23 protein-coding genes are annotated in these 23,638 nt (G+C 71.2%); 20 read left to right on the top strand and 3 right to left on the bottom strand.

Annotated features, from left to right (window positions below; genetic code table 11):
* Window positions 1-51: 51 nt before the first annotated feature.
* The 18 genes from ACZ60B_RS35980 (at window position 52) to ACZ60B_RS35895 (ending at window position 19,189) form a co-directional block, all read left to right on the top strand.
* Entirely contained in the window at window positions 52-1,305 is a 1,254-nt protein-coding gene (locus ACZ60B_RS35980) for a CaiB/BaiF CoA transferase family protein (RefSeq protein WP_469394708.1), read from the top strand.
* A 38-nt stretch (window positions 1,306-1,343) separates the two neighbouring features.
* Window positions 1,344-2,237, top strand: a complete 894-nt coding sequence (locus ACZ60B_RS35975; protein ID WP_469394706.1) for a hydroxymethylglutaryl-CoA lyase — start codon at window positions 1,344-1,346, stop codon at window positions 2,235-2,237.
* 70 nt (window positions 2,238-2,307) lie between these two features.
* On the top strand, window positions 2,308-2,970 hold the full coding sequence (locus ACZ60B_RS35970; protein ID WP_469394703.1) for a GntR family transcriptional regulator: 663 nt from the start codon (window positions 2,308-2,310) through the stop codon (window positions 2,968-2,970).
* Between the two features lie 596 nt (window positions 2,971-3,566).
* Window positions 3,567-5,105 carry a class I adenylate-forming enzyme family protein gene (locus ACZ60B_RS35965; RefSeq protein WP_469394701.1) on the top strand — a complete coding sequence of 513 codons (1,539 nt, stop codon included), beginning with the start codon at window positions 3,567-3,569 and terminating at the stop codon, window positions 5,103-5,105.
* 64 nt (window positions 5,106-5,169) lie between these two features.
* Window positions 5,170-6,270, top strand: a complete 1,101-nt coding sequence (locus ACZ60B_RS35960; protein ID WP_469394699.1) for an SMP-30/gluconolactonase/LRE family protein — start codon at window positions 5,170-5,172, stop codon at window positions 6,268-6,270.
* A gap of 59 nt (window positions 6,271-6,329) precedes the next feature.
* Complete coding sequence (locus ACZ60B_RS35955) at window positions 6,330-7,286, top strand: SMP-30/gluconolactonase/LRE family protein (protein WP_469394697.1); 957 nt, start codon at window positions 6,330-6,332, stop codon at window positions 7,284-7,286.
* Window positions 7,283-7,669, top strand: coding sequence for a nuclear transport factor 2 family protein (locus ACZ60B_RS35950; RefSeq protein ID WP_469394695.1), 387 nt, complete (start codon window positions 7,283-7,285; stop codon window positions 7,667-7,669). Before ACZ60B_RS35955 ends, ACZ60B_RS35950 begins: the two co-directional genes overlap by 4 nt.
* Before the next feature lie 169 nt (window positions 7,670-7,838).
* On the top strand, window positions 7,839-8,957 hold the full coding sequence (locus ACZ60B_RS35945) for a homogentisate 1,2-dioxygenase (RefSeq protein WP_469394693.1): 1,119 nt from the start codon (window positions 7,839-7,841) through the stop codon (window positions 8,955-8,957).
* Window positions 8,954-10,144: an alpha/beta hydrolase family protein gene (locus ACZ60B_RS35940; RefSeq protein WP_469394692.1), complete on the top strand. Its 1,191-nt coding sequence runs from the start codon at window positions 8,954-8,956 to the stop codon at window positions 10,142-10,144. Before ACZ60B_RS35945 ends, ACZ60B_RS35940 begins: the two co-directional genes overlap by 4 nt.
* Window positions 10,145-10,220: 76 nt before the next feature.
* The gene (locus ACZ60B_RS35935; protein WP_469394690.1) at window positions 10,221-11,429 is read left to right on the top strand and encodes a thiolase family protein; all 1,209 of its coding nucleotides are present in this window, start codon (window positions 10,221-10,223) and stop codon (window positions 11,427-11,429) included.
* Window positions 11,430-11,434: 5 nt separating this feature from the next.
* Complete coding sequence (locus ACZ60B_RS35930; protein WP_469394688.1) at window positions 11,435-12,187, top strand: SDR family NAD(P)-dependent oxidoreductase; 753 nt, start codon at window positions 11,435-11,437, stop codon at window positions 12,185-12,187.
* Between the two features lie 50 nt (window positions 12,188-12,237).
* Entirely contained in the window at window positions 12,238-13,413 is a 1,176-nt protein-coding gene (locus ACZ60B_RS35925; RefSeq protein WP_469394686.1) for an acyl-CoA dehydrogenase family protein, read from the top strand.
* Entirely contained in the window at window positions 13,410-14,156 is a 747-nt protein-coding gene (locus ACZ60B_RS35920) for an enoyl-CoA hydratase/isomerase family protein (protein WP_469394684.1), read from the top strand. Before ACZ60B_RS35925 ends, ACZ60B_RS35920 begins: the two co-directional genes overlap by 4 nt.
* A 64-nt stretch (window positions 14,157-14,220) precedes the next feature.
* Window positions 14,221-14,997, top strand: coding sequence for an SDR family oxidoreductase (locus ACZ60B_RS35915; RefSeq protein WP_469394682.1), 777 nt, complete (start codon window positions 14,221-14,223; stop codon window positions 14,995-14,997).
* A gap of 45 nt (window positions 14,998-15,042) precedes the next feature.
* Window positions 15,043-16,230 carry an acyl-CoA dehydrogenase family protein gene (locus ACZ60B_RS35910; protein WP_469394680.1) on the top strand — a complete coding sequence of 396 codons (1,188 nt, stop codon included), beginning with the start codon at window positions 15,043-15,045 and terminating at the stop codon, window positions 16,228-16,230.
* Complete coding sequence (locus ACZ60B_RS35905; protein ID WP_469394678.1) at window positions 16,223-17,659, top strand: phosphotransferase; 1,437 nt, start codon at window positions 16,223-16,225, stop codon at window positions 17,657-17,659. Before ACZ60B_RS35910 ends, ACZ60B_RS35905 begins: the two co-directional genes overlap by 8 nt.
* Before the next feature lie 116 nt (window positions 17,660-17,775).
* Window positions 17,776-18,369, top strand: a complete 594-nt coding sequence (locus ACZ60B_RS35900) for a TetR/AcrR family transcriptional regulator (RefSeq protein ID WP_469394676.1) — start codon at window positions 17,776-17,778, stop codon at window positions 18,367-18,369.
* Between the two features lie 55 nt (window positions 18,370-18,424).
* Entirely contained in the window at window positions 18,425-19,189 is a 765-nt protein-coding gene (locus ACZ60B_RS35895; RefSeq protein WP_469394674.1) for a crotonase/enoyl-CoA hydratase family protein, read from the top strand.
* A gap of 55 nt (window positions 19,190-19,244) precedes the next feature.
* On the opposite strand, the gene ACZ60B_RS35890 is transcribed toward ACZ60B_RS35895, so the two are convergent.
* From ACZ60B_RS35890 to ACZ60B_RS35880, 3 genes are all read right to left on the bottom strand, one after another.
* Complete coding sequence (locus tag ACZ60B_RS35890; protein WP_469394672.1) at window positions 19,245-19,565, bottom strand: hypothetical protein; 321 nt, start codon at window positions 19,563-19,565, stop codon at window positions 19,245-19,247.
* Window positions 19,566-19,810: 245 nt separating this feature from the next.
* Window positions 19,811-20,242 carry a response regulator gene (locus ACZ60B_RS35885; RefSeq protein ID WP_450666118.1) on the bottom strand — a complete coding sequence of 144 codons (432 nt, stop codon included), beginning with the start codon at window positions 20,240-20,242 and terminating at the stop codon, window positions 19,811-19,813.
* 1 nt (window position 20,243) lies between these two features.
* On the bottom strand, window positions 20,244-20,579 hold the full coding sequence (locus ACZ60B_RS35880) for a hypothetical protein (RefSeq protein ID WP_469394670.1): 336 nt from the start codon (window positions 20,577-20,579) through the stop codon (window positions 20,244-20,246).
* Between the two features lie 187 nt (window positions 20,580-20,766).
* Here ACZ60B_RS35880 and ACZ60B_RS35875 point away from each other — a divergent pair, with 187 nt between their 5' ends.
* Both ACZ60B_RS35875 and ACZ60B_RS35870 read left to right on the top strand, forming a co-directional pair.
* Entirely contained in the window at window positions 20,767-22,332 is a 1,566-nt protein-coding gene (locus tag ACZ60B_RS35875; RefSeq protein ID WP_469394728.1) for a sensor histidine kinase, read from the top strand.
* A complete protein-coding gene (locus tag ACZ60B_RS35870) occupies window positions 22,329-23,585 on the top strand; it encodes a PP2C family protein-serine/threonine phosphatase (RefSeq protein ID WP_469394668.1) in 1,257 nt (418 codons plus the stop codon). The genes ACZ60B_RS35875 and ACZ60B_RS35870 overlap by 4 nt, the downstream gene beginning before the upstream one ends.
* Window positions 23,586-23,638: the final 53 nt, after the last annotated feature.

Raw genomic sequence — 23,638 nt, 5'->3', positions numbered from 1 at the left:
CAAGCTGACGATCGGTCGATGTGCACACAAGGGGAGAGAGGTGGACATCGCATGCCTGACGACGAGCGGAGCGACGACTCGCGTACGGCGCCCCCGGGCGCGGCCGGGGATTCCCGGGGACCGTTGGCGGGAGTCCGGGTGGTCGAGACCGGCTCACTGATCGCGGGACCGTTCTGCGGGCAGCTCCTCGGCGACTTCGGGGCCGAGGTGATCAAGGCCGAGGATCCCGCCGGAGGCGATCCCATGCGGCAGTGGGGGCGCCTGCTCCCGCAGGGGCTCTCGCTGAACTGGCCGGTGATCGCCCGGAACAAGAAGTCGATCACCTGTGATCTGCGCCGGCCGGAAGGGCAGCGGCTCCTGCGGGACGTGCTCGCCACGGCCGACGTCCTCATCGAGAACTTCCGGCCCGGCACCCTGGAGCGATGGGGGCTCGGCCCCGCCGAACTGGCCGAGATCAACCCGCGGCTGGTGGTCACCCGGGTCACCGGGTACGGCCAGGACGGCCCGTACGCGCGCCGTGCCGGATTCGGATCCATCGGCGAGGCGATGGGCGGCCTGAGGTACATCACGGGCGAGCCCGACCGGGCTCCCAGCCGCACCGGCATCTCGATCGGCGACTCGCTGGCCGGCATGTTCGCCGCACTCGGCACGGTGATGGCCCTGTACTCCCGCGAGCACACCGGGCGGGGCCAGGTCGTCGACTCGGCCATCTACGAAGCCGTACTGGCGCTGATGGAGGCGGTCCTGCCGGAGTGGGAGCTCACCGGATCGCGGCGCGAGCGCACCGGTTCGGTCCTGCCGGGAGTCGCCCCCAGCAACGTCTACCCCACTCGCGACGGATCGGCCGTCCTGATCGCCGCCAACCGCGACACCGTCTTCAACCGGCTGGCCGAGCTGATGGACCGGCCGGAGCTGCGGACCGACGAGCGGTACGGCACGCACGCCGCCCGCGGCGAGAACCTGGAGGAGCTCGACAAGCTGGTCGCCGAGTGGACCCGGCGGTTCGACGCCGAGGAACTGCTCGCCCGGCTGCACGACCACGGCGTACCCGCCGGACTGATCTACACGGCCGAGGACATGCTCGCCGACCCCCACTTCCGGGCGCGGCAGGCGATCGTCCGGCTGATGCACGACAAGCTGGGCTCGTTCCCGATGCAGAACGTCGCCCCCAGGCTGTCCGCGACCCCGGGCGCCGTGCGCACGCTCGGCCCGGAACTCGGACAGCACAACGACGAGGTGTACGGCGGCATCCTCGGGCTGGACACCGAGGCCAGGGCCCGGCTCCGGGAGCAGGGCGTCATCTAGCCCCGCCCGAGTCCGCCGGCTGCACAAGGAGACAGCACGTGACCGTCAGAATCTGTGAAGTGGGCCCACGTGACGGCCTGCAGAACGAGGCCGAGCAGCTGAGCCCGGAGCTGCGCGCCGAGTTCGTCGACCGATTGTCCGCCACCGGCCTTCGCCGGGTGGAGATCGCCGGCTTCGTCAACCCCGCGCGCGTACCGCGGATGGCCGGGGCGGAGGAGGTCTGCGCCACGGCGAAGCCCGTGACCGGTGTGGAGCACGCCGCGCTGGTGCTCAACCCCCGCGGCTACGAGCGGCTCGCGCGGACCCGGTGCGTGGAGGCCCGGATGGCCTTCTGCGTCACCGAGTCGTTCAACCAGCGCAACCAGGGGCGCGGCGTGGCGCAGTCGGTCGCGGACGTGGGCGCGATCGTCGCCGCGGCCCACGCCGACGGGCGCCGCGCGAGCGTCACCCTCGCCGCGTCGTTCGGCTGCCCGTTCGAGGGGGTGGTGGACCCCGGCCGGGTCCTGGACCTCGCCGGACAGGTCGCCGCCGTCGGGGCCGACGAGATCGTCTTCGCCGACACCATCGGCGTCGGGGTCCCCCGGCAGGTGACCCGGCTGCTCACCGGCGCGGCCGGGCTGGGCGTCCCGCTCGGACTGCACCTGCACAACACCCGCAACACCGGCTACGCCAACGCCTACGCCGGCCTCGAGGCGGGCGTGTCGGTCCTGGACAGCTCCGTCGCGGGTATCGGGGGCTGCCCGTTCGCGCCGAACGCGACCGGTAACATCGCGACCGAGGACCTCGTCTACCTGCTCGAAGGACAAGGTGTGGACACCGGCGTCGACCTCGACGCGCTGTTGTCCACCGCGGCATGGATCACCGAGGTGCTCGGCAGGCCGTTGCCGGGTCAACTGCTGCGCGCCGGGCGATTCCCCGCGCCGCCGCGGTGATCCTCCGGGCGGACGGTGCACGGCGGCGTCCTGGAGCACACAGATCGGCGCCGTACCGGGAGTGGGAACGATGACAAGACCGTCGGCGAGGGTCTACGAGGAACTGCGCAGGCGCATCCTGACGGGGGAGTACGCCTCCGGAGCATGGCTGCGCGAGGAGAACATCGCCACCGCGCTCGACGTCAGCCGCACCCCCGTACGCGACGCGCTGCGCCGGTTGCAGGCCGACGGCCTGGTCGAGGTGCACCCCAACCGGGGTACGCAGGTGACCGGGATGGGGTCGGCCGGCCTCGACGACATCTTCGAGATACGGGCGCTGCTCGAGGGCCATGCCGCGCGCTGCGCGGCCGAGCGCGAGGGATCCGAGGCGTTCGTCGAGGAGATGCGCGCACTGTGCGACGCGATGGACGAGGTGGCGGCTGCCGGCGGCGACGACGCCGACGACCGGATCACCGCGCTCAACGTGGAGTTCCACCGCACGCTGCACCGGGCGGCCGGCAACGCGCTGCTGCCCGGACTGATCTCCGGGGTCATCGAGATCTCCCTGGTGCGCCACACGTTCCACAACTACTCGCCCGAGGAGATGCGGCGCAGCCTGCGGCAGCACCGTGAGCTGGTCGACGCGATGGACGCCCGTGACGGACTGTGGGCGCAGTCGGTGATGGCCTCGCACGTACTGGCGGCGCGCGCCTCGCTGCGGCGCCACCTGACGGAACAGCAGCCGCAGGAGTGAGCGGACGGCGCGCCCTGCGCGTCTGAGGATCGCACGGGCACCCGGTGCGCGGCCGGTGCCCTGCCCCGGTCTGCCCGCAGCCGCGCCGCGGAGCCGTACCGCGACCGGCGATCAGGCCTGCTCGGACGGGGGATTCCCGGTCCGCGGAAAGCCTTGCACGATCAATCGGCGCGGCGCCTTCCGAGGTCTGTACGAACCCGAATTCCCTGTGGTTACATGCGCTGTACCGACCGAACGGTACAGAGTTGGAGCGGTCGCGGGAGCGGCCTCCCGGCGCGGTGCGCACGGCGTACACCGTCGGACCGCGCAGACCACGACCGAGCGGCGGGCCGGTACCCGCGGGACGACGTCCCGAGCGGGCCCGCCATCCGCGACCGACCGGTCCGCGACCGACCGGTCCGCGACCGACCGGTCCGCGACCGACCGGTCCCCGATCCGCCGGTCCGGGACCACCCGCCCGGACCCGCGGGATCGCGCCGGCCCGAGAACGCGGCCGGCGAAACCCACCGGCGGTTCCCCGCAAGCGTCGACAGGCGACAGCGACGAGCGGGGGCGAGAGCGCCCCCGGCCGCACCACACCCAGGAGGAAGAACGGCATGCTGATCAGTGATGTGCTGCGCCGCAATGCGATGCGGACTCCGGGCAAGAACGCACTTGTCATGGTGGACGGCAGCGGCACCCGCACCTACGCCGAGTTGTACGAGCGCGCGATGCGCCTGGCGAACGCCCTCCTCGGCATCGCCTCGCGGGGTGACCGGATCGCGATCCTGTCCGAGAACAACCCCGAGTACGTCGAGGCCTACTACGGCGTCCCCGCCGCGGGCATGGCGCTGACCATGCTCAACTACCGTCTGCACCCGAAGGAATGGGTGTGGATCCTCAACAACTCCGGCGCCAGGGTCGTCCTGGTCGAGGAGCGCCATCTGGACGCGCTGACCGATCACCGAGGCGACCTGGAGACGGTCGAGCACATCGTCGTGATCGGTGAGTCCCGGCCGGGGGTGCGCAGTTACGAGGACCTCGTCGCCGAGGGGCGGCCGACCGAGCCCGAGGTGCGCGTCACCGACGACGAGGTCGCCTGGCTGCTCTACACCAGTGGCACCACCGGATTCCCCAAGGGCGCCCAGCTCACCCACCGCAACGTCAACACCGCCCTGATCCAGTCGGTGCTCGCCTACGAGCCGACGGCGGACACCACCTATCTGAACGCGATGCCGCTGTGCCATGTGGCCGGCTACCTCACGCCGATGCACCAGTTCAACGGCGGGACCGTGCTGATGATGTCCGGCTGGGACCCGGAGCAGTGGATGCGGCTGGTCCAGGAGCACAAGGTCACCAGCGGCGGCTTCGCCCCGACGATGATGTCGATGCTGCTCGCCCACCCCAGGATCGACGAGTACGACCTGAGCAGTCTGGAATGGATGGGCTACGGCGCCTCCAAGATCCCCGTCGATGTGCTGCGGCGCACGATCGAGCGGTTCGGGCCCGTCGTGTACGCGGGCATGGGCATGACCGAGCTGGCCGGGAACATGCTGACCCTCGACAAGGAGGCCCACATCCGGGCCGCGAACGGCGAGGCGCACCTGCTCGACGCGGTCGGCAAGCCGATGGCCCTGGTGGACGTGCGGGTGGTGCGGCCCGACGGCGAGGACTGCGCGATCGGCGAGGTGGGCGAGATCGTCGTCCGGGGCGACCAGGTCACCGTCGGGTACCACGGCAATCCCGAGGCGACCGAAGAGGCCTTCGTCGACGGCTGGTTCCGGACCGGCGACCTCGCCCGCAAGGACGAGGAGGGCTTCCTCTACATCGTCGACCGGGCCAAGGACATGATCATCTCCGGCGGCGAGAACGTCTACTCCAGCGAGGTCGAGAACGCTCTCTACGAGCACCCGGCGGTCGCCGAGGCCGCGGTCATCGGTCTTCCGGACCCGGTCTGGGGCGAGAAGGTGGCCGCCGTGGTGGTCCGCAGGCAGGGGCAGGAGGTCTCGGCGGACGACATCGTGGCGCAGTGCAGGAGCCGGCTCGCCTCGTACAAGCAGCCGCGCGCGGTGTTCTTCGCGGACGCCCTGCCCAAGACCGTCAGCGGCAAGATCCGCAAGAACGACCTGCGGGACCGGTTCGCCACCGGCGAGTGACCCTCGTACCTCGTTCACCAGGAGATCCATCCACGAGCTCCATCCACCGAAAGGACGGCTGGCCATGGAAAGAACCGGAGAGTCCGCGGAGCCCGGTCAGGACACCTCGCCGCCGCGGCGGCCCCTCTCGCGCCGGTCGCTGATCGGACGTATGACCGCGGTGACCGCGGGCGCCTCGGGCGCCGCGGTGCTGGGCCCGGTCGGCGCGGCGGCCGCCGCGGGCGGGCCGGCCAGGCGCCGCAAGCCGAAGGTCACCGTCCTGGCGACCGGGCTGAAGTTCCCCGAGGGGCCGGTCGCGCTCCCGAACGGTGACGTGCTCGTCGTCGAGGTCCTGCGCGGGACGCTGACCCGGATCACCCCGGACGGCACCACGTCGGTGGTGGCCGAGCTGGGCGGCGGCCCCAACGGCGCGGCCCTCGGCCCGGACGGCCGGGTCTACGTCACCAACAACGGCGGTCTGAACGGCTTCGAGGTCGGCGGCTTCACCTTCGCGGGCGGCACGCCGGCGAGTTACGTCACCGGCAGCATCCAGGTGGTCGACCTCGCCGACGGGTCGGTGCGCACGCTGTACACCGAGGCCGCCGGCCAGCAACTGCGCGGCCCGAACGACCTCGTCCTCGACGCCCACGGCGGCTTCTACTTCACCGACCACGGAAAGACCGGCGCGACCACCGTCGACCGGGGGCGGCTCTTCTACGCCACCGCCGACGGCACGTCGATCCGGAAGGTGGCCGACGGGATGGACGGCCCCAACGGCATCGGCCTCTCGCCGGACGGCAAGCGGCTGTACGTGTCCGAGACGTACACCGCGCGGGTCTGGTGGTGGGAGGTCGCGGCCCCCGGAGTCGTCAAGGGCGGTCTGTCCCTGGCCGGTTCCGGCGGCGGCAACTTCCTGTACACCGCGCCGGACTACACGAACTTCGACTCGCTCGGCGTCGAGGCCGGAGGGAACGTCTGCGTGGCATCGATGATCCACGCGGGCATCTCGGTGGTGAGCCCGAAGGGGCACCTCGTGGAATTCGTCGACATCAATGTCGGCGACGACCCGGGAATCACCAACATCTGCTGGGGAGGAAAGCACCTGAGCACCGCGTACATCACCGCCTCCAGCACCGGAAAGCTGCTGAAGGTGGACTGGCCGCGACCGGGCCTCGCACTGCGATAAAGGTCCGACGGAAAAGAAACGAAGTCGGCTGGAAATAGCATCACGGGAAGGGAAAGCACATGAATGTCACCACTCTCGCCACCGGACTGAAGTTCCCCGAGGGGCCCGTCGCGCTCCCGAACGGTGACGTGCTGGTCGTGGAACTGCTGCGCGGGACGCTGACCCGGATCACTCCGGACGGCACCACGTCGGTGGTGGCCGAGCTGGGCGGCGGTCCCAACGGCGCGGCCCTCGGCCCGGACGGCCGGGTCTACGTCACCAACAACGGCGGCATGATGGGCTTCGAGGTCGGCGGCTTCACCTGGGCCGGCGGCATAGCCCCGGACTACGTCACCGGCAGCATCCAGGCGGTCGACCTCACGGACGGCTCCGTCGAGACGCTGTACACGGAGTGCGACGGACAGCAGCTGCGCAGCGCCAGCGACCTGGTCTTCGACGCCCACGGCGGCATGTACTTCACCGACTACGGCAAGAGCGACGGGGTCACCGGAGACAAGGGCCGGCTCTTCTACGCCACCGCCGACGGCACCTCGATCAAGCAGCTCACCGGCGGGATGGACGGCCCCAACGGCATCGGGCTCTCCCCGGACGGCACGCGTCTTTACGTCAACGAGACGTTCACCGCTCGCGTGTGGTGGTGGGAGGTCACCGCTCCGGGCGAGATCAAGGGCGGGCTGTCCATGGGCGGCTCCGGCGGCGGCAACTTCCTGTACACGGCGCCGGACCACACCAACTTCGACGGGCTCGGCATCGAGGCCGGCGGCAACCTGTGTGTGGCGTCGATGGTCCACACCGGCATCTCCGTGGTCAGCCCGGAGGGTGAACTCGTGGAGTTCGTCGACATCGACGTCGACAACGACCCCGGCCTCACCAACATCTGCTGGGGCGGCGAGGGACTGCGGACCGCGTACATCACCATGGCCAGCACCGGACAGCTGGTCAAGGTGGACTGGCCGCGACCGGGCCTGCCGCTCAACTACGGCCCCACCGGCGAGCCCGACGGCGAGCGGGCATGAGCGCGGGCGTCTCCGCCCTCGCCGACCGGTTCTTCGCCGCGGTCTCCCGCGGGGACCTCGCCGAACTGGACGCGCTGTACAGCCCGGACGTGACCGTCTGGCACAACTACGACGACGTCGACCAGACACGCGCGGAAAGCCTGCGGCTGCTTTCCTGGCTCGCCGCCAAAGCCGGCCCGCTGCGTTATGCGGAAGTGCGGCGGACGGTACTGGACGACGGATTCGTGCAACAGCACGTGGTCGAACTCGGCGGGCGGTGCGAGGGAATCCGTATGCCCGCCATGCTCCGGGTCTTCTGCGACGACCGGCATGTCCGCCGGATCGAGGAATACGTCGACCCGGGCCCGCTGAACGCGCGACTGGCGGCCTCGGCGGAGCACTGAGCGGAACGCCGGTCCGCGCCTGACCGAGACGCGGTCGGCGATGATCCAGCACACCATTGACGGGAATATCCGGCCAGATTACTGTACCGATCAGTCGGTACGGCATTCGGCCCCGGGGCGCGGGACGGGCACACCGTCCGGCGCCCCGGACCAAGACGGGAGCGGCACAGTGGAGTCATTCACCCATCTGCGGAAAGGCGTGACGCCCCGCAGGATCCACGCGGACCTCGAAGGCCTCAAGGACGACGAGCTCGGCCGTGGCGGGTTCGAGGGCCGCACGGCGCACCTCTACCGGCGCCACGACCCCACGCAGTACCGCAGCGTGGGACCGCTGACCGGCGTCGACATCGCCGCGAGCGCGCTGACCCCGGCCGACAAGGACGACCCGAGCGGCGCACCGCTGCTGATGTTCAGCAACGCCGACTGCCGGATCTCGCTGAGCATGCGCGCCGAGCCGATGCCGTTCTACGTCCGCAACGTCGACGGCGACGAACTGCACTTCGTGCACCACGGCACCGGAACCTTCGTCACCGAGTTCGGCTCGCTGGCCTACCGGCCCGGCGACTACGTCTACATCCCCAAGGCGACCACGTACCGCCAGGTGCCCGACGACGGCGGCAGCTGCGTCCTGGTCGTCGAGACCGTCGACGAGTTCCGTGCCCCGCCGGCGGGCGTGCTCGGCCGGCACTTCCCCTTCGACCCCGCGCTCGTCGTGGTCCCCGAGGCCGCCGTGGTCGAGGACGACGGACGCGACGAGTACGAGGTACGGCTGTACCACTCGGGTCGGCACACCTCGATCTACTACCCGCACGACCCGTGCGACGCCGAGGGCTGGCGGGGCGACAACTTCCCCTTCACCTTCAACATCGACGACTACAACGTGATCACCTCCGAGAGCGTGCATCTGCCGCCCACCGTGCACCTGTTCATGCAGGCCACCGGCGTGTACGTGATGAACTTCCTGCCCAGGGCCGCCGAGGGCGCGCCGGGCACCGAGCGCTTCCCGTGGTACCACCGCAACGTCGACTTCGACGAGATCGCCTTCTTCCACGGCGGCAGCGTCTTCGGCATCGACCTGCCGCCCGGCCTGATCTCGCACGCCCCCCAGGGCACCCACCACGGGGCCGCCGAGAAGGCCCGTGAGCGCTCCCGGCGCCGCTTCGACAAGGACACCCGGGTCGAATGGAAGATCATCGCCGTCGACACCCGCCGACGGCTGGTGCCCAGCGAGGCGGTCCTCACCGCGGCGGCCGAAGCCGGCGCCGCAGACCCGGAGATCCAGATATGAGCACGGAAGCCAAGAAGCACGCGTACGACCGCATCCCCTACCTGGTGATGTTCGAGGACACCTCGGCCTACCGCGACACCTACGGAGGCCCGAGCGCGACGGTCGCCCTGGAGAGCTACCTCCTGAAGCCGAAGGACGTCGAGTCCGACACCGTCATCGTGTTCATGCACCCGATCGGCGGCGGCGCCTACCTGCCGATGATGAACGGCCTGGCCAGGGCCGGCCACCACGTCATCTACTGCGGCAGCCGCTACCGGGGCGTCGACAACGCCCTGATCATGGAGAAGGTCGTCCAGGACCTCGGCGCGTGCGTCCGTGACGCCCGCGAGCGCCTCGGCTACGCCAAGGTCGTGCTGGCCGGCTGGAGCGGGGGCGGCTCGCTGTCGCTCTACTACCAGCAGCAGGCCCAGAACCCCACCGTCACCGCCACCCCGGCCGGCGACGGCCCGGACCTGACCCGCCTGGACCTGATCCCGGCCGACGGCATCATGCTGCTCGCCGCACACATCAGCCGGCACGGAACCATGACCGAGTGGCTGGACGCCTCGATCCTGGACGAGTCCGACCCCGACGTGCGTGACCCGGAACTCGACCTGTACGACCCGAAGAACCCCAACCAGCCGCCGTACACCGAGGAGTTCCTGACCAGGTACCGGGCCGCCCAGATCGCCCGCAACCGCAGGATCACCGCGTGGGTCAAGCAGCAGCTCGCCGATCTGCGCGCCTCCGGGCGGGAGTTGGAGGAGCGCGGCTTCGTCGTGCACGGCACCATGGCCGACCCGCGCTGGCTCGACCCCACCGTCGACCCCAACGACCGTGTTCCAGGCCGGTGTTACCTCGGCGACCCGAAGGTGGTCAACAACGGCCCCGTGGGCCTCGCCCGCTTCAACACCCTGCGCGGCTGGCTCTCCCAGTGGAGCTACGACGACGCCAACGGCGACGGCGTCAAGTGCGCCGCCGACCTGCGGATCCCCACCCTGGTGATCGGCAACACCGCCGACGACGCCTGCACGCCCAGCCACACCCGACGCCTCTACGACGCGGTCGGCCACCCGGACAAGACGCTGTACGAGGTCGCCGGCGCCACCCACTACTACGCCGGACCGGACCAGCGGCCCCAGCTGGCCGAGGCCATCGGCGTCGTCACCGCCTGGATGGCCGAGCGCGGCTTCGCCCCGTCCGCCTGACCGCACGGCGTCATCAGCCCCGTACCCCACCGACCGCACGCCCAGGGTGTCCCGGTCGTCCCCGAAAAGGTTCCTCATGCCTGAAGCAGTAATCGTCGAGGCGGTCCGTACCGCCTCCGGCAAGCGCCACGGCTCCCTGTCCGGCTGGCACCCGGCCGAGCTCGTCGCCCAGACCCTGATCGCCCTCCAGGAACGCACCGGCATCGACCCCGCCCTCGTGGACGACGTGTTCATGGGCTGCGTCACGCAGGCCGGCCCGCAGAGCACCAACGTCGGGCGCACCGCCGTCCTGGCGGCGGGCTGGCCCGAGACCGTGCCGGCCACCACCATCGACCGGCAGTGCGGCTCCTCCCAGCAGGCCGTGCACTTCGCCGCCCAGGCGGTCATGTCCGGGGTGTGCGACGTGGTCGTCGCGGCCGGCATCGAGGCCATGTCCACGGTGCCGATGTTCTCCAACGCCCCCGGGGGAGACATCGGCGCCGTCTACGGCGAGGCGGCGCAGCGGCGCTACGCCGACCGCGAGGCGTACGGGGTCAGCGGTCTCGGTCCGCAGGGCATCTCCTCCGAACTGGTCGCCGACCGATGGGAGTTGACCCGCGAGGACCTCGACGCCTACGGACTGCTCAGCCAGCAGCGTGCCGCCGCCGCTCGGGACGAGGGCCGGTTCGACCGCGAGATCGTCCCGGTGCGGCGCAAGGTGCGCGACCGGGAGACCGGCGAGGTCGGCGAGCCCGGCGGCACCCTGGACGCCGACGAGTGCATCCGGGCCACCTCGCCCGAGGCATTGGCCGGTCTGAAGCCGTCGTTCGTCCCGGAGGGCCGGGTGACCGCGGGCAACTCCTCGCAGATCGTCGACGGCGCCGCCGCCCTGCTGATCATGAGCGCGGACAAGGCGCGGGAGCTCGGGCTGCGTCCCCGCGCGGTGATCCGCCACATGGCGGTCGTCGGCTCGGACCCGGTGGAGATGCTCACCGGACCGATCCCGGCCACCCGCCGGGTCCTGGACCGGGCAGGCATGAGCATGGAGGACATCGACCTCTTCGAGGTCAACGAGGCGTTCGCCTCGGTCGTCCTGGCCTGGCAGCGAGAGCTCGGCGCCGACCCGGCCAAGGTCAACGTCAACGGCGGCGGCATCTCCCTCGGCCACCCGCTGGGCGCCTCCGGCGCCAAGCTGATGGTCACCCTGCTCCACGAACTGGAGCGCACCGGCGGCCGGTTCGGCCTCCAGACGATGTGCGAGGGCGGCGGCATGGCCAACGCCACCGTCATCGAGCGGCTGCCGTGAGCCCGGTGGCCCACGTCATCGACCTCGGCGGCAAGGTCGCGGTGGTGACCGGCGCCTCGTCCGGACTCGGGCGGCGGTTCGCGCTCACGCTGGCCGGCGCCGGCGCGACCGTCGTCGCGGCCGCCCGCCGCACCGACCTCCTGGAGGAGCTGGCCGCCGGGCACGAGCGGATCGTGCCGCACCGCTGCGACGTCACCGACGAGACGGACCGCGCGGGGCTCGTCGCCCGCGCCGCGGACCTCGGCGGGGTGGACATCCTGGTCAACAACGCCGGATGGGCCGACCCGCTGCCCGCCTTCGAGCAGCCCGTCGACTCCTTCAGCAGAACTCTCGACATCGACGTGACCGCGCTGTTCCGGCTCAGCGTGCTCGCCGCGCAGAGCATGGCGGAGCGCGAGGGCGGGGCGATCGTGAACATCGCCTCCATCCTCGGCATGGTGGCCTCGGCACCCGTCACCCAGTCCGCCTACGGCGCGGCCAAGGGCGCGGTGATCAGCCTCACCCGGCACCTGGCCGCCGAATGGGCCCGCCACGGCGTGCGCGTCAACGCGATCGCCCCGGGCTTCTTCCCCAGTGAGCTGACCGCCGAGATGCTCGCCGACGAGTCCGCGAGCCGGTGGATCGCGCGCAACACCCCCATGGGCCGCCCGGGACGGCCCGGGGAACTCGACGGGGCGCTTCTGCTCCTCGCCGGCCCGGGCGGCACCTACATCACCGGGCAGACCATCGCCGTCGACGGCGGCTGGACCGCGCGATGACCACAGACGTAACCAGATGATCACAGACGTGACCAGAGGGGAGGCCCGCGATGGCCGTTCGGCGTGACCTGTTCGACGACACCCACGAGGACTTCCGGCAGAGCTTCCGGACCTTCGTGCGCACCGAGATCGTTCCGCACCACGAGAAGTGGGAGGCGGCCGGCCGTGTCGACAAGTCCATGTTCCTGGCCGCCGGCGCCCAGGGCTTCCTGGGCATGGCCGTACCGGAGCAGTACGGCGGCCTCGGAGCGGACGACTTCCGCTTCAACGTGATCATCTCGGAGGAGCTGCAACAGGCCAACGTGATCGGCTCGGGCATGTGCATCACCCTCCACAACGACATCGTGCTGCCCTATCTGCTCGGCGCGACCACCGGGGAACAGCGGGCCCGCTGGCTGCCCGGCCTCGTCACCGGCGAGACCATGGGCGCGATCTCCATGACGGAACCGGGCACCGGCTCCGACCTGGCGGCCATCCGCACCACCGCGGTCCGCGACGGCGACCACTACGTCCTGAACGGGGCGAAGACGTTCGTCACCAACGGCCTCAACGCCGACCTGGTCGTGGTGGCCGTCAAGACCGACCCCGCCGAGCGCCACCGCGGCATCAGCCTGATCGTGGTGGAGGACGGCACCGAGGGCTTCGGTCGCGGCCGCCATCTGCGCAAGATCGGGCTGAAGAGCCAGGACACCGCGGAGCTGTTCTTCGACGACGCCCGGGTGCCGGCCGGCAACCTGCTCGGCGAGCCGGGGACGGGCTTCGCCACCCTGATGGCGAACCTGGCCCAGGAACGCCTGGCCCTGTCGGTGTCGGCGATCACCGGCGCCCGTGCCGTCCTCGACCGGACCATCGACTACTGCCGGGAGCGCGAGGCCTTCGGACAGCGCCTGTCCTCCTTCCAGAACACCAAGTTCGAGCTGGCCGAGATGCTCACCGCGACCGAGGTCGCCCAGGTGTACGTGGACCACCTGGTCCGCCGGCACCTGAGCGGGGACGTCGACGCCGAGGACGCCGCCAAGGCCAAGTGGTGGACCACCGAACTCCAGCAGGACGTGGTCAACCGCTGTCTGCAACTGCACGGTGGCTACGGCTTCATGGAGGAGTACCCGGTCGCCAGGGCGTTCCTGGACGCACGGGTGCAGACCATCTACGCCGGGACCAACGAGATCATGAAGGAGATCATCGGCCGGTCCATCGACGCACCCGGGAAGCGGGCCCGCCGATGAGCGTCGACTGCGTGACCCGGGACGGCGTCGCCACGATCACCCTGAACCGGCCCGGCAAGCTCAACGCCATGACCGACACGATGTGGAGCGCGCTGGAGGCGCTGCTCACCGAGCTGTCGGCCGACCCCGCCATCCGCGCGGTGGTGGTCACCGGAGCCGACGGGGCGTTCTGCGGCGGGTCGGACGTCGAAGGCCTGCTCGACGACCTCGACGCCCTGCCCGACCGGATCAGGGTCTCCAACCGCTGTGTCCTCGCCCTGCACGAGGCGCCGTTCCCGACGATCGCGATGGTCGACGGGATCGCCGCGGGAGCGGGTGTCAACCTCGCGCTGGCCTGCGACTTCGTGATCGCCGGCGACCGGTCCCGCTTCCTCCAGCTGTTCATCCGGCGCGGACTGTCGCTGGACAGCGGCGGCAGCTGGCTGCTGCCCCGACTGGTGGGGGAGCGCAGGGCACGCCAACTGGCCTTCCTCGGCGACTCGTTGGACGCCGCCACCGCGCTGGACTGGGGAATGATCACCTCTGTCGTGCCGACGGAGGACCTGGCCGCCGAGGTGGACGCCCTCACCGACCGGCTGCGCCGACTGTCGCCCACCGCCCTGGCCGGCACCAAGTCACTGCTGAACGACGCCTGGCGCACCACGCTCGCCGAGGCGCTCGAAGCCGAGATCGCCAACCAGGTCGCGGTGATCGCCTCCCCCGAGGCACAGGCGGCGATCGCCGCCTTCGTACGCAAGAGCTGACCGGACACCGGCCCGGAACCGGCCAACCCGCACCACGCACCTCAAACGGACCAAGGAGACAACGATGGAACTGGCAGGCAGCTCGGCGATCGTCACCGGCGGCGGCTCCGGCCTGGGAGAGGCCACCAGCCGCCTCCTCGCGGCCAAGGGCCTCAAGGTGACCGTCCTCGACCTCGACGAGGTGGGCGGCAACCGCGTCGCCAAGGAGATCGGCGGCCGGTTCATGGCCGCGAACGTCACCGACCCCGAGCAGGTCGTCGCCGCCGTCGACGCCGCCGTGGCCGACGCCCCGCTGCGCGTCGTCGTCAACTGCGCGGGCATCCCCAGCCTCGCCCGTACCGTCGGCAGGGACGGCACGTACGGCTCGGCCCACGACCTCGACGCGTTCCGCAAGGTCGTCGAGGTCAACCTGATCGGCACCTTCAACGTCGTCCGCCTCGCCGCGACCGCGATGTCCCACAACGAGCCCGACGCCGACGGCGCGCGCGGCTCGATCGTCAACACCACCTCGGTCGCCGCGTTCGACGGCCAGATCGGCCAGGTCGCCTACAGCGCCTCCAAGGGCGGTGTCGTCGGTCTCACCCTGCCGCTGGCCCGTGACCTCGGCGTCGTCGGAGTCCGGGTGAACACCATCGCGCCCGGACTGATCGAGACCCCGATCTACGACACGGTCCCGAACCCGGCCGAGTTCAAGGCCAAGCTCGCCAAGGACGTCGTCTTCCCGCGCCGGCTCGGGCAGGCCGAGGAGTTCGCGAGCCTCGCCTGGGAGCTGCTGTCCAACAGCTACATCAACGGCGAAGTGATCCGGATCGACGGGGGAGTCCGCCTGCCCCCCAAGTAGGACACGCTCCCTCCCGCCCGTCCGCCGCTGTCAGGAATGAAGCCCATGAGTATGTCAGGATCACAACTCCGCGCCGCCATGCGGGAGTTCGTCGACGGTGAGGTCATCCCCGCCGAACGGGCCCTGGACGCGGGCGGCGACACCGCCGCCGACGCGCTCAGGCGCCTCCAGGCGAGCGCCAAGAAGCAGGGACTGTGGGCGCTGGGCCACCCCGCCGAGATCGGCGGCGGCGGCCTCCCGTTCTACGAGTTCGCGCTCGTCAACGAGATCATCGGCCGTTCCAAGTACGGACAGCTCGCCGCGGGCACCCTGTCCATGCAGGACGCGATCATGCTGCACCGCTTCGGCAGCGAGGAGCAGAAGAGGCGCTGGCTGGATCCGCTGGTGGCGGGGGACATCACCCCGAGCACCGGCATGACCGAGCCCGAGGTCGCCGGATCGGACCCGACGCTCATCCAGGCCACCGCCCGGCTCGACGGCGACGAGTGGGTCATCGACGCGCACAAGTGGTTCACCACCGGCGGCTCCACCGCCGCGTTCACCACGGTCTACGCTCGCACCGAACCGGACGACGTCAAGGCCCACCGGGCCCTGTCCGCCATCGTGGTGCCCGCCGGCACCCCCGGCTTCGAGGTCGTCCGCGTCCTGAGGACCATGGGATCGACCGGCGGGGACCACTGCGAGATCCGCCTCACCGGGGTCCGCGTCCCGTACGAGAACCTCCTCGGCGAGCGCGGCGGCGGATTCGGCGTCGGCCAGACCCGCCTCGGACCCGGCCGGATCTTCCACTGCATGCGCTGGCTCGGCCAGGCGCAGCGCGCCTTCGAGCTCATGGTCGACCGTGCCGACACGCGTTACGCGCACGGCTCGCTGCTCTCGCAGAAGGGCGAGATCCAGCGCTACGTCGCGGAGTCCGCGGCCGAGATCCACGCGGCACGGCTGATGGTCCTGGACGCGGCGAAGCAGTTCGACCGGGACGGACAGGCCCGCATCCAGATCAGCATGGTCAAGTTCTGGGCGGCACAGATGCTGCACAACGTCATCGACCGGGCGATCCAGGTCCACGGCGCCCTCGGCGTCACCGACGACACCCCCTTGGAGGGCATGTACCGGGAGGCGCGCTTCGCCCGCATCTACGACGGCCCGGACGAGGTCCACCGGATGGTCGTCGCCCGACGGCTGCTGGCCGACCCCTCCCGCGCTCCCTGGCTGGAGGACGGTCTCGATGACTGACCGGGACTCGATGACGGACCGGGCCCCGGTGACCGACCAGGCCCCGGTGACCGACCAGAAGGAGATCGAGGCGCGCCTGAGCGCCGTGTGGGGCGCGCCGGTGATGGCCACCGTCCCCAGCACCCTGCCCGGCGGCGCCAGTCGGCAGACCATGCGCTTCACCGCCGAGACCGCGGGCGGCTCCCGGGATCTGGTCCTCAGGCGCGATCTGTCGGGCCCGGCCGGCGCCGCGACGATGGACCTGGAGGCCAGGGTCATGGCGGCCGCCGCCGCGGCCGGCGTGCCGGTCCCGGAACTGGTGGACAGCGGGGCGTCGCTCGGCGGCAACCCCTACATCGTGATGAGCCATGTGGCGGGCGAGGTGATCCCCCGCCGCCTGCTGCGCGACGACGCGTACGCCACGGCCCGCGAGACACTCGCCGCGCAGTTCGGCGCCGTCGCCGCGCGCATCCACACCATGTCCCCGGACACCCTCGGCGGGCTCCCCCGGCAGGAGCCGATCGCCGCGCTGCGCGCCCTGGCCGAACGCTGGGACACACCCCGGCCGTCGGTCGAACTCGGCATCCGCTGGCTGGAGGAGCACCCCGTCCCCGCCGTCGCCGACACCGTCGTGCACGGAGACCTGCGCAACGGCAACGCCATCGTCGGCCCCGACGGGATCCGGGCCGTCCTGGACTGGGAACTCGTCCATCGCGGCGACCCGGTCGAGGACCTCGGCTGGCTGTGCGTGAAGGCCTGGCGATTCGGCTCGGCGCTGCCGGTCGGCGGGTTCGGCACCCGCGCCCAGCTACTCGACGGCTACGAGGCGGTGGCGGGCCGGCGCCCGACCGACGCCCAACTGCACTGGTGGGAGGTCTACAGCACACTGCGCTGGGTCCTGATCTGTCGTCAGCAGGCCGCCGTGCACCTGGAGGGCGAGCAGGACTCGCTCGAACACGCGGTGATCGGCCGCCGGGTGTGCGAAGCGGAGTTCGACCTGCTGCTCGCGCTCGGGCTGACCCACCCGGAGCAGACCGAGGACGTACTGACCGCCGTGGACGCGGCGGAGTCCGAGACGGTCGGCAGCGGCGTCGCGCCCCACGACGCACCGGACGCCGACCATCTGCTCGCCGTGGTCGAGCGCACCCTCGCCCGCGGTGAGCTCGGTGCGCAGGGCGGCGCCCGCTACCTCGCCAGGGTCGCGGCCGCCGCGCTGCGCATCGCCCGCCGGGAGATCCTGCTCTCCGCCGAGGTGGCGCGGCGGCACCGCGAACGCCTGGCGGGCCTCGGCTTCGCGACGGAGCAGGACTTCGCCGCGGCCCTGCGCTCCGGCGCCGTGGCACCCGGGACGCCCGGTGTCGTGGAAGCCGTGGTGGGCACGGTGCGGGACAAGCTGCTCGTGGCCAACCCCGGGTATCTCGGCCGGCCCGACGCACCGGAGGAGAGCTGACGGCGCGAGGGCACCGACGCGCGCGAAGGCATGTGCCAGGGCATGTGCGAGGGCGCGTGCGACGACCCTCGGTAGTCTCTACCTCCCCCGGCTTCCTTCTCGAGAACGGCAGGTCAATGGCCCCCAAGTCACCTCAGAAAGCTCGGATTCTGCGTGCCGCGGCGGAGCTGTTCGCCGAGCACGGCTACCACGGCACCGGGATGGCCCAACTCGAGGCCGCGGTCGGGCTCCAGCGAGGTGCGCTCTACCACCACATCGGGAACAAGGAAGCCCTCCTCTTCGAGATCAGCGCCTCCCAGTTGCGCGTGATGGTCGAGATCGCGCTCGACATCGAGAAGCGCGTGGAGGATCCCGAGGAACGCTTCAGGGAACTGGCCCGGACGCTGATGGAGAACATCGCCGACCACGTTCTCGAATGGACCGTGCACTACCGGGACTTCACCGCGCTCACGGGCCCGCTCATGGAGTCCGTGCTCGATCTGCGCAAGCAGTACGAGCAGGTGTGGCAGCGCACGCTCAACGCGGGCATCGACGCGGGGGACTTCAAGCCGCTGCCCGAGTCGGTGGCGCTGAAGGGCATCCTCGGAATGTTCAACTACTCGTACGTGTGGCTGAAGAAGGACGCCGGACTCCCGCCGCGCGAGATCGCGGACCTCTTCTGCGACACCTTCCTGACCGGCATCCTGCGCACCGCGCCGCCGACCGGCTGAACACCACGTCGACCGGCCGTCGGAGCCGGTACGACCGCACCACAAGGAGAACGACATGTCGGACGAAGTCCTGGTCGAACGCAGCGACGGCGTGCAGATCATCACCATCAACCGGCCGCAGGCGAGGAACGCCCTGAACCTGGCCGTCGCCCGCGCCGTCGCGGACGCCGTGGACGAGCTGGACGCGTCCGACGACCTCCGGGTCGGCGTCCTCACCGGCGCCGGCGGGACCTTCTCGGCCGGGATGGACCTCAAGGCCTTCCTCAGGGGCGAGAGCCCGGCGATCGAGGGCCGGGGACTGGCCGGAATCACCGTCACGCCCCCGAAGAAGCCGCTGATCGGCGCCGTCGAGGGCTGGGCGCTGGCCGGCGGGTTCGAGCTGATGCTCGCCTGCGACCTGGTGGTCGCGGCCGAGACGGCCCGGTTCGGCGTCCCGGAGGTGACGCGCTCCCTGGTGGCGGCCGCCGGCGGCGCACTGCTGCTGCCGCGCCGCATCCCGTACGCGATCGCCATGGAGATGCTGCTCACCGGCGATCCGATCAGCGCGCGGCGAGGCGCGGAGGTCGGCCTGGTCAACCGTCTGGTACCGGAGGGCAAGGCGCTGGAGGGCGCGCTGGAACTGGCCGCGCGGGTGGCGGCGGCCGGACCGCTGGCGGTCGCCGCCACGAAGCGGATCGCCCGCTCCAGCGCGGACTGGACGCTTGCCGAGGGCTGGGAGGAGCAGGAGCGCGTCATCGCGCCGGTCTTCGCGTCCGAGGACGCCCGTGAGGGCGCCACCGCGTTCGCGGAGAAGCGCTCCCCGGTCTGGCGGGGGCGCTGACCCCGACCACGTACCGGACGGGACCCGGTCGCGTACCCGGACCGCCCGGTGGCGGTCAGCCGGTGTGGTTCAGCCAGCGCTGGAGGGTGGCGTTGACGCTGCCGGGCAGTGCGCTGAGCTGGTCGATGGCCTCCCGGTCCTCGGGCCGGGGCGGGATGCCCGCCATGGTCAGGGTCGCCTGGAGCTCCAGCCGCCGCCGGTCGCGCGGGTCGATCGTGAAGTCCAGGCGCTGAGCCGGGTCCGGTGCCGGCAGGTAGTAGTCGTCCTCCCCCTTCCGCCGCCAAGTGCTCGCCCAGGTCGCGGGCCCCGCCGAGTCGACGGCGTAGGGGTCGACGTAGGTACGGGGCGAACCGGGCTCGAAAGCGGTGGTGGTCACGTGTCTCCTCCTTGTGCGGTCCCTTCTCGCAGGACAGGAGGTGTCACGCGACCGGTCCGGTTGCGCCGCGCACCGGATGTCACGCCAATGGCGTCATCGGCACGTCATCGGCTGGTCCGCTGAACATCTCACGCGACCGGCGACCGGCGACCGGCGACCGGCGACCGGCGACCGGCGACCGGCGACCGGCGACCGGCCGCCTGTCACGGACGATCCGCGGACCGAGCCCCCGGCCGCAACCCTGGCTAAGGCCGCGGTTTGACGGCGACGTCGAGGTAGAACGCGTCGATGCTGCGCACCGCCTCCTCGAACTCGTCGAGGTTGACCGGCTTGGTCACATAGGCGTTCGCGTGGTGCTCGTACGCCCCCGAGACGTCGTCGGGCGCCGCCGACGTGGTGAGCACGACCACGGGAATGGTGCGCAGATCCGCGTCCGCCTTGACGATCGCGAGGAACTCGCGGCCGTTCATGCGCGGCATGTTCAGGTCCAGGACGATGAGGTCGGGACGCGTACGGGCCGGGTCACGGAGGTACTCCAGCGCCTGCACGCCGTCGGAGACCTGGGTGAGGTTGCGCGTGCCCCGCTCGGCCAGGGCGTCCTGGATGAGCATCGCGTCGGCCACGTCGTCTTCGACCAGCAGTACGTCATAGGGACGGGTGGAGGCAGAGGCTGCCATGTTACGAGCTCCTGGTCGGCTGGTGGGTAAGGGAGGAGGCCGGGTCGGTGACCAGTCCGGGCCACCGGCGCCTGGCACCCTGTCGGCTCATTCTCGAGACATGGCCGATCTCCGGGTAACCGGCGCCCGCGTCGGCGGCCGCTCGGGCCGCGCCGCGTTCGAGATGCTGCACCGCCTCCTCCATGGTCACCAGAACATACAGGTGCGCGAGGGCGCGGACGCGGTCGGAGGGTACGGGGTCCCCGGCGCGGCCCGCCGCGCACAGCTGTCCCGCCGCCCGGCGGGCGACCTCGTCGACGGCCCTCCTGACCTGGGCGGCGAATTCAGATTCGGACACGTGAGGGACGAATCCGGGGGCAGGCATACGGTCAGCCTAGTTGTCGGTGCGAGGAGTCGACAACAACTGTTGTCCGGCCAGGCTAAGGTGTGCCTGCCGTACACACGGTTCGGCTGGATGTTCGGAAATCGGTCGGATCCTGAAGGAGTGTCACCTCGTGCAGAACGCCGCCTCCGCCGACGGGCCGATGGCCGGCTGGACCACCCGGCACTGGTTGCGCCGCGGCGTGGCCGTGACCCTGCTCGTGCTGGCGGTCCTCGGATCGGTGGGGGCGTGGGCGATGCTCCGGTCGTCGAGGATCTCCGACGAGCTGGTCAACCGCCGCAGCCCCGCCCTGGTGAACTCGGTGCGCCTGGAGTCGGCGCTGCTCAACCAGGAGACCGGGGTACGGGGTTACGGACTGACCGGCCGCACGGAGTTCCTCGCCCCGTACACCGAGGGCGTGGCGGCGGAGCGGGAGGCCGTGGGGCGGCTGGAGGATCTGCTGCGCGGCGGCGAGGACCGGGCCGATCTCGCGGCCGTGCGGAAGGCCGCGGGCACCTGGCAGGACCGGATCGCCCGCCCCGTCTCCGGCGCGTCGGCGTCGACGGCCCTGGCCCTCTCGGCGCAGCGGGCGGAAGAGGGCAAGACCGAGTTCGACGCGGTGCGCAAGGCACTGAAACACCAGCAGGACCGGCTCCAGCAGGAACGCCAGAGCGCGGCCGCCGCGCTGGGCCGTGCCACGCTCCTGCGCAACTGGACGCTCGCCGTGGACGCCCTCGTCGTCGCCGTGGTGGCGGCGCTCGTCTTCGAGGCGCTGCGCCGGGGCATCACCCGCCCGCTGGAGCAGGTGGGCGCCGGAGCCAGGGACGTGGCACGCGGCCGCTTCGACCGGCGCATCGCGGTCACCGGCCCCGCCGACATCAGGCAACTCGCCGTCGACGTCGACGGGATGCGGACCCGGCTCGTGGACGAACTCGCCTTCAGCGAGGAGGCGCGCCGGCTGCTCGACGAGCAGACGGCCGAACTGAAGCGGTCCAACACCGAACTGGAGCAGTTCGCGTACGTCGCCTCGCACGATCTCCAGGAGCCGCTGCGGAAGGTGTCCAGCTTCACCCAGCTCCTGCAACGACGCTACGGCGGTCAACTCGACGAGCGGGCGGACCAGTACATCGCGTTCGCCGTCGACGGCGCCAACCGGATGCAGGTCCTCATCAACGACCTCCTCGCCTTCTCCCGGGTGGGACGCGTGCACAACGACCACGCCACGGTGGACCTGGAGGAGGTCCTGCGGCGCACCCTGGACACCTTGAGCATCCCGATCGAGGAGACCGGCGCCGAGGTGACGTTCGACCCGCTGCCCGAGGTGGTCGGCGACGCGACCCAGTTGGGCATGCTGTGGCAGAACCTCCTGTCGAACTCCCTGAAGTTCCGCGACCCCGACCGGCGGCCCGTGATCCGGGTGAGCGCGCGACGCGAAGGCGACCTCTGGGAGTTCGGTGTCGGCGACAACGGCATAGGCATCGCCCCGGAGTTCCGGGACAAGGTCTTCGTCATCTTCCAGCGGCTGCACACCCGGGAGGCCTATCCGGGCACCGGCATCGGCCTGGCCATGTGCAAGAAGGTCGTGGAGTTCCACGACGGTTCGATCGGGATCGACCCCGACCACACCCCCGGCACCCGGGTCGTGTTCACCCTGCCCTGTGCCGGCACCGCCCAGTCACCTGAGTCACCTGAGTCACCCGAGTCGCCCGCGAGAGAGTCGCAGTCATGACACCACCGGCCCCACGGGACGAGACGGCCTACGACATCCTCCTCGTCGAGGACGACGAGGGTGACGCCCTGCTGGTCGAGGAGCTGCTGTACGACACCGATCTGCCGCACTCCCTCGTGCGCGGCAGGACGATGGCCGAGGCACGCCACGAACTGGCCGGACGTCGCTTCGACTGCGTACTGCTCGACCTGCATCTGCCCGACATCTCCGGGCTGGAGAGCGTCGAGGCGATCAGGCGGGAGGATCCCCAGGCCGCGGTGATCGTGCTCACCGGGCTCGCCGAGTCAGGCGCGGGGGTCGACGCGCTGGCCGCGGGCGCGCAGGACTACCTCGTCAAGGGCAAGGTCGACCACGAACTGCTCCAGCGGGCCGTACGGTACGCGGTGCAGCGCAAGCAGTCCGAGCGGGCCAGCGCCGCCCTCCAGGTCGGCCGGCTCCGGGCGCAGGAGAACGCCCGGCTGGAGCGGGGCCTGTTGCCCGAGCCGATCCTCGCCTCGCCGTCGGTGACGGCCACCAGCCGCTACTTCCCCGGCCGCGAACAGGCCCTGCTGGGCGGTGACTTCCTCGACGTCGTCCAGACCGAGGACGGTCAGGTCCACGCGGTCGTCGGGGACGTCAGCGGCCACGGCCCGGACGCCGCGGCGCTCGGCGTCTGTCTGCGCATCGCGTGGCGCGCGCTGACCCTCGGCGGCCACCGCGGAGCGCACCTGCTGGACCTGCTGGAGCGGATGCACATCGCCGAACGCACCGGCAGCGACCTGTTCACCACCTGCACCCTCATCACCCTGGACCCGGCCCGCGGCCTGCTCACCCTCCATCTCGTCGGCCACCACGAGCCGCTGATCGTGACCTCCCGCGGCCCAGAGGTCCTCCAGTCCAAGCACGGCATCGCCCTGGGCATCATCCCCGGCCTCGGCGAATGGCCCGCCACCACAGTGCCGCTGCCGCCGGACGGGAGCCTGATCGTGTACACCGACGGACTGATCGAGGGCTACGCGGGCGGTGACGACTCCCGACTCGGCGTCGAGGGCGTACTGGAGATCCTCGGCAGGACGAGCTCCTACGGCACCGGCGAACAGCTCGATCACCTCATCGCCGAGGCGCGCGCCCGCAACGCCGACCGCCACACGGACGACCTGGCCGTCCTGCGCATCGACTGGCGCGACATGTGCCGGCCCGAGCCCGGCACCCGGGTGCCCGGCCAGAGCGGCGACGCGCGCGACGGCGCCCGGAGGCAGCCGACCGACCGCTGACGCACGGCTCCTGACGGCCTGCTCGGAGCGCGACCTCGATCATCGTGTGCCAC

The organism is Streptomyces sp. NPDC104096 (genome assembly GCF_055584385.1).
Note: the sequence above shows the minus strand (reverse complement) of the source record. Positions and strands in the feature narration are given on the sequence as shown.

What these genes read in the sequence shown, in the direction of transcription:
- ACZ60B_RS35970 (WP_469394703.1), top strand. Translation starts at nt 2,308, where the DNA reads ATGACAAGACCGTCGGCGAGGGTCTACGAGGAACTGCGCAGGCGCATC.
- ACZ60B_RS35955 (WP_469394697.1), top strand. Translation starts at nt 6,330, where the DNA reads ATGAATGTCACCACTCTCGCCACCGGACTGAAGTTCCCCGAGGGGCCC.
- ACZ60B_RS35920 (WP_469394684.1), top strand. Translation starts at nt 13,410, where the DNA reads ATGAGCGTCGACTGCGTGACCCGGGACGGCGTCGCCACGATCACCCTG.
- ACZ60B_RS35905 (WP_469394678.1), top strand. Translation starts at nt 16,223, where the DNA reads ATGACTGACCGGGACTCGATGACGGACCGGGCCCCGGTGACCGACCAG.
- ACZ60B_RS35910 (WP_469394680.1), top strand. Translation starts at nt 15,043, where the DNA reads ATGAGTATGTCAGGATCACAACTCCGCGCCGCCATGCGGGAGTTCGTC.
- ACZ60B_RS35895 (WP_469394674.1), top strand. Translation starts at nt 18,425, where the DNA reads ATGTCGGACGAAGTCCTGGTCGAACGCAGCGACGGCGTGCAGATCATC.
- ACZ60B_RS35965 (WP_469394701.1), top strand. Translation starts at nt 3,567, where the DNA reads ATGCTGATCAGTGATGTGCTGCGCCGCAATGCGATGCGGACTCCGGGC.
- ACZ60B_RS35870 (WP_469394668.1), top strand. Translation starts at nt 22,329, where the DNA reads ATGACACCACCGGCCCCACGGGACGAGACGGCCTACGACATCCTCCTC.
- ACZ60B_RS35925 (WP_469394686.1), top strand. Translation starts at nt 12,238, where the DNA reads ATGGCCGTTCGGCGTGACCTGTTCGACGACACCCACGAGGACTTCCGG.
- ACZ60B_RS35900 (WP_469394676.1), top strand. Translation starts at nt 17,776, where the DNA reads ATGGCCCCCAAGTCACCTCAGAAAGCTCGGATTCTGCGTGCCGCGGCG.
- ACZ60B_RS35950 (WP_469394695.1), top strand. Translation starts at nt 7,283, where the DNA reads ATGAGCGCGGGCGTCTCCGCCCTCGCCGACCGGTTCTTCGCCGCGGTC.
- ACZ60B_RS35960 (WP_469394699.1), top strand. Translation starts at nt 5,170, where the DNA reads ATGGAAAGAACCGGAGAGTCCGCGGAGCCCGGTCAGGACACCTCGCCG.
- ACZ60B_RS35940 (WP_469394692.1), top strand. Translation starts at nt 8,954, where the DNA reads ATGAGCACGGAAGCCAAGAAGCACGCGTACGACCGCATCCCCTACCTG.
- ACZ60B_RS35935 (WP_469394690.1), top strand. Translation starts at nt 10,221, where the DNA reads ATGCCTGAAGCAGTAATCGTCGAGGCGGTCCGTACCGCCTCCGGCAAG.
- ACZ60B_RS35875 (WP_469394728.1), top strand. Translation starts at nt 20,767, where the DNA reads ATGGCCGGCTGGACCACCCGGCACTGGTTGCGCCGCGGCGTGGCCGTG.
- ACZ60B_RS35980 (WP_469394708.1), top strand. Translation starts at nt 52, where the DNA reads ATGCCTGACGACGAGCGGAGCGACGACTCGCGTACGGCGCCCCCGGGC.
- ACZ60B_RS35885 (WP_450666118.1), bottom strand. Translation starts at nt 20,242, where the DNA reads ATGGCAGCCTCTGCCTCCACCCGTCCCTATGACGTACTGCTGGTCGAA.
- ACZ60B_RS35915 (WP_469394682.1), top strand. Translation starts at nt 14,221, where the DNA reads ATGGAACTGGCAGGCAGCTCGGCGATCGTCACCGGCGGCGGCTCCGGC.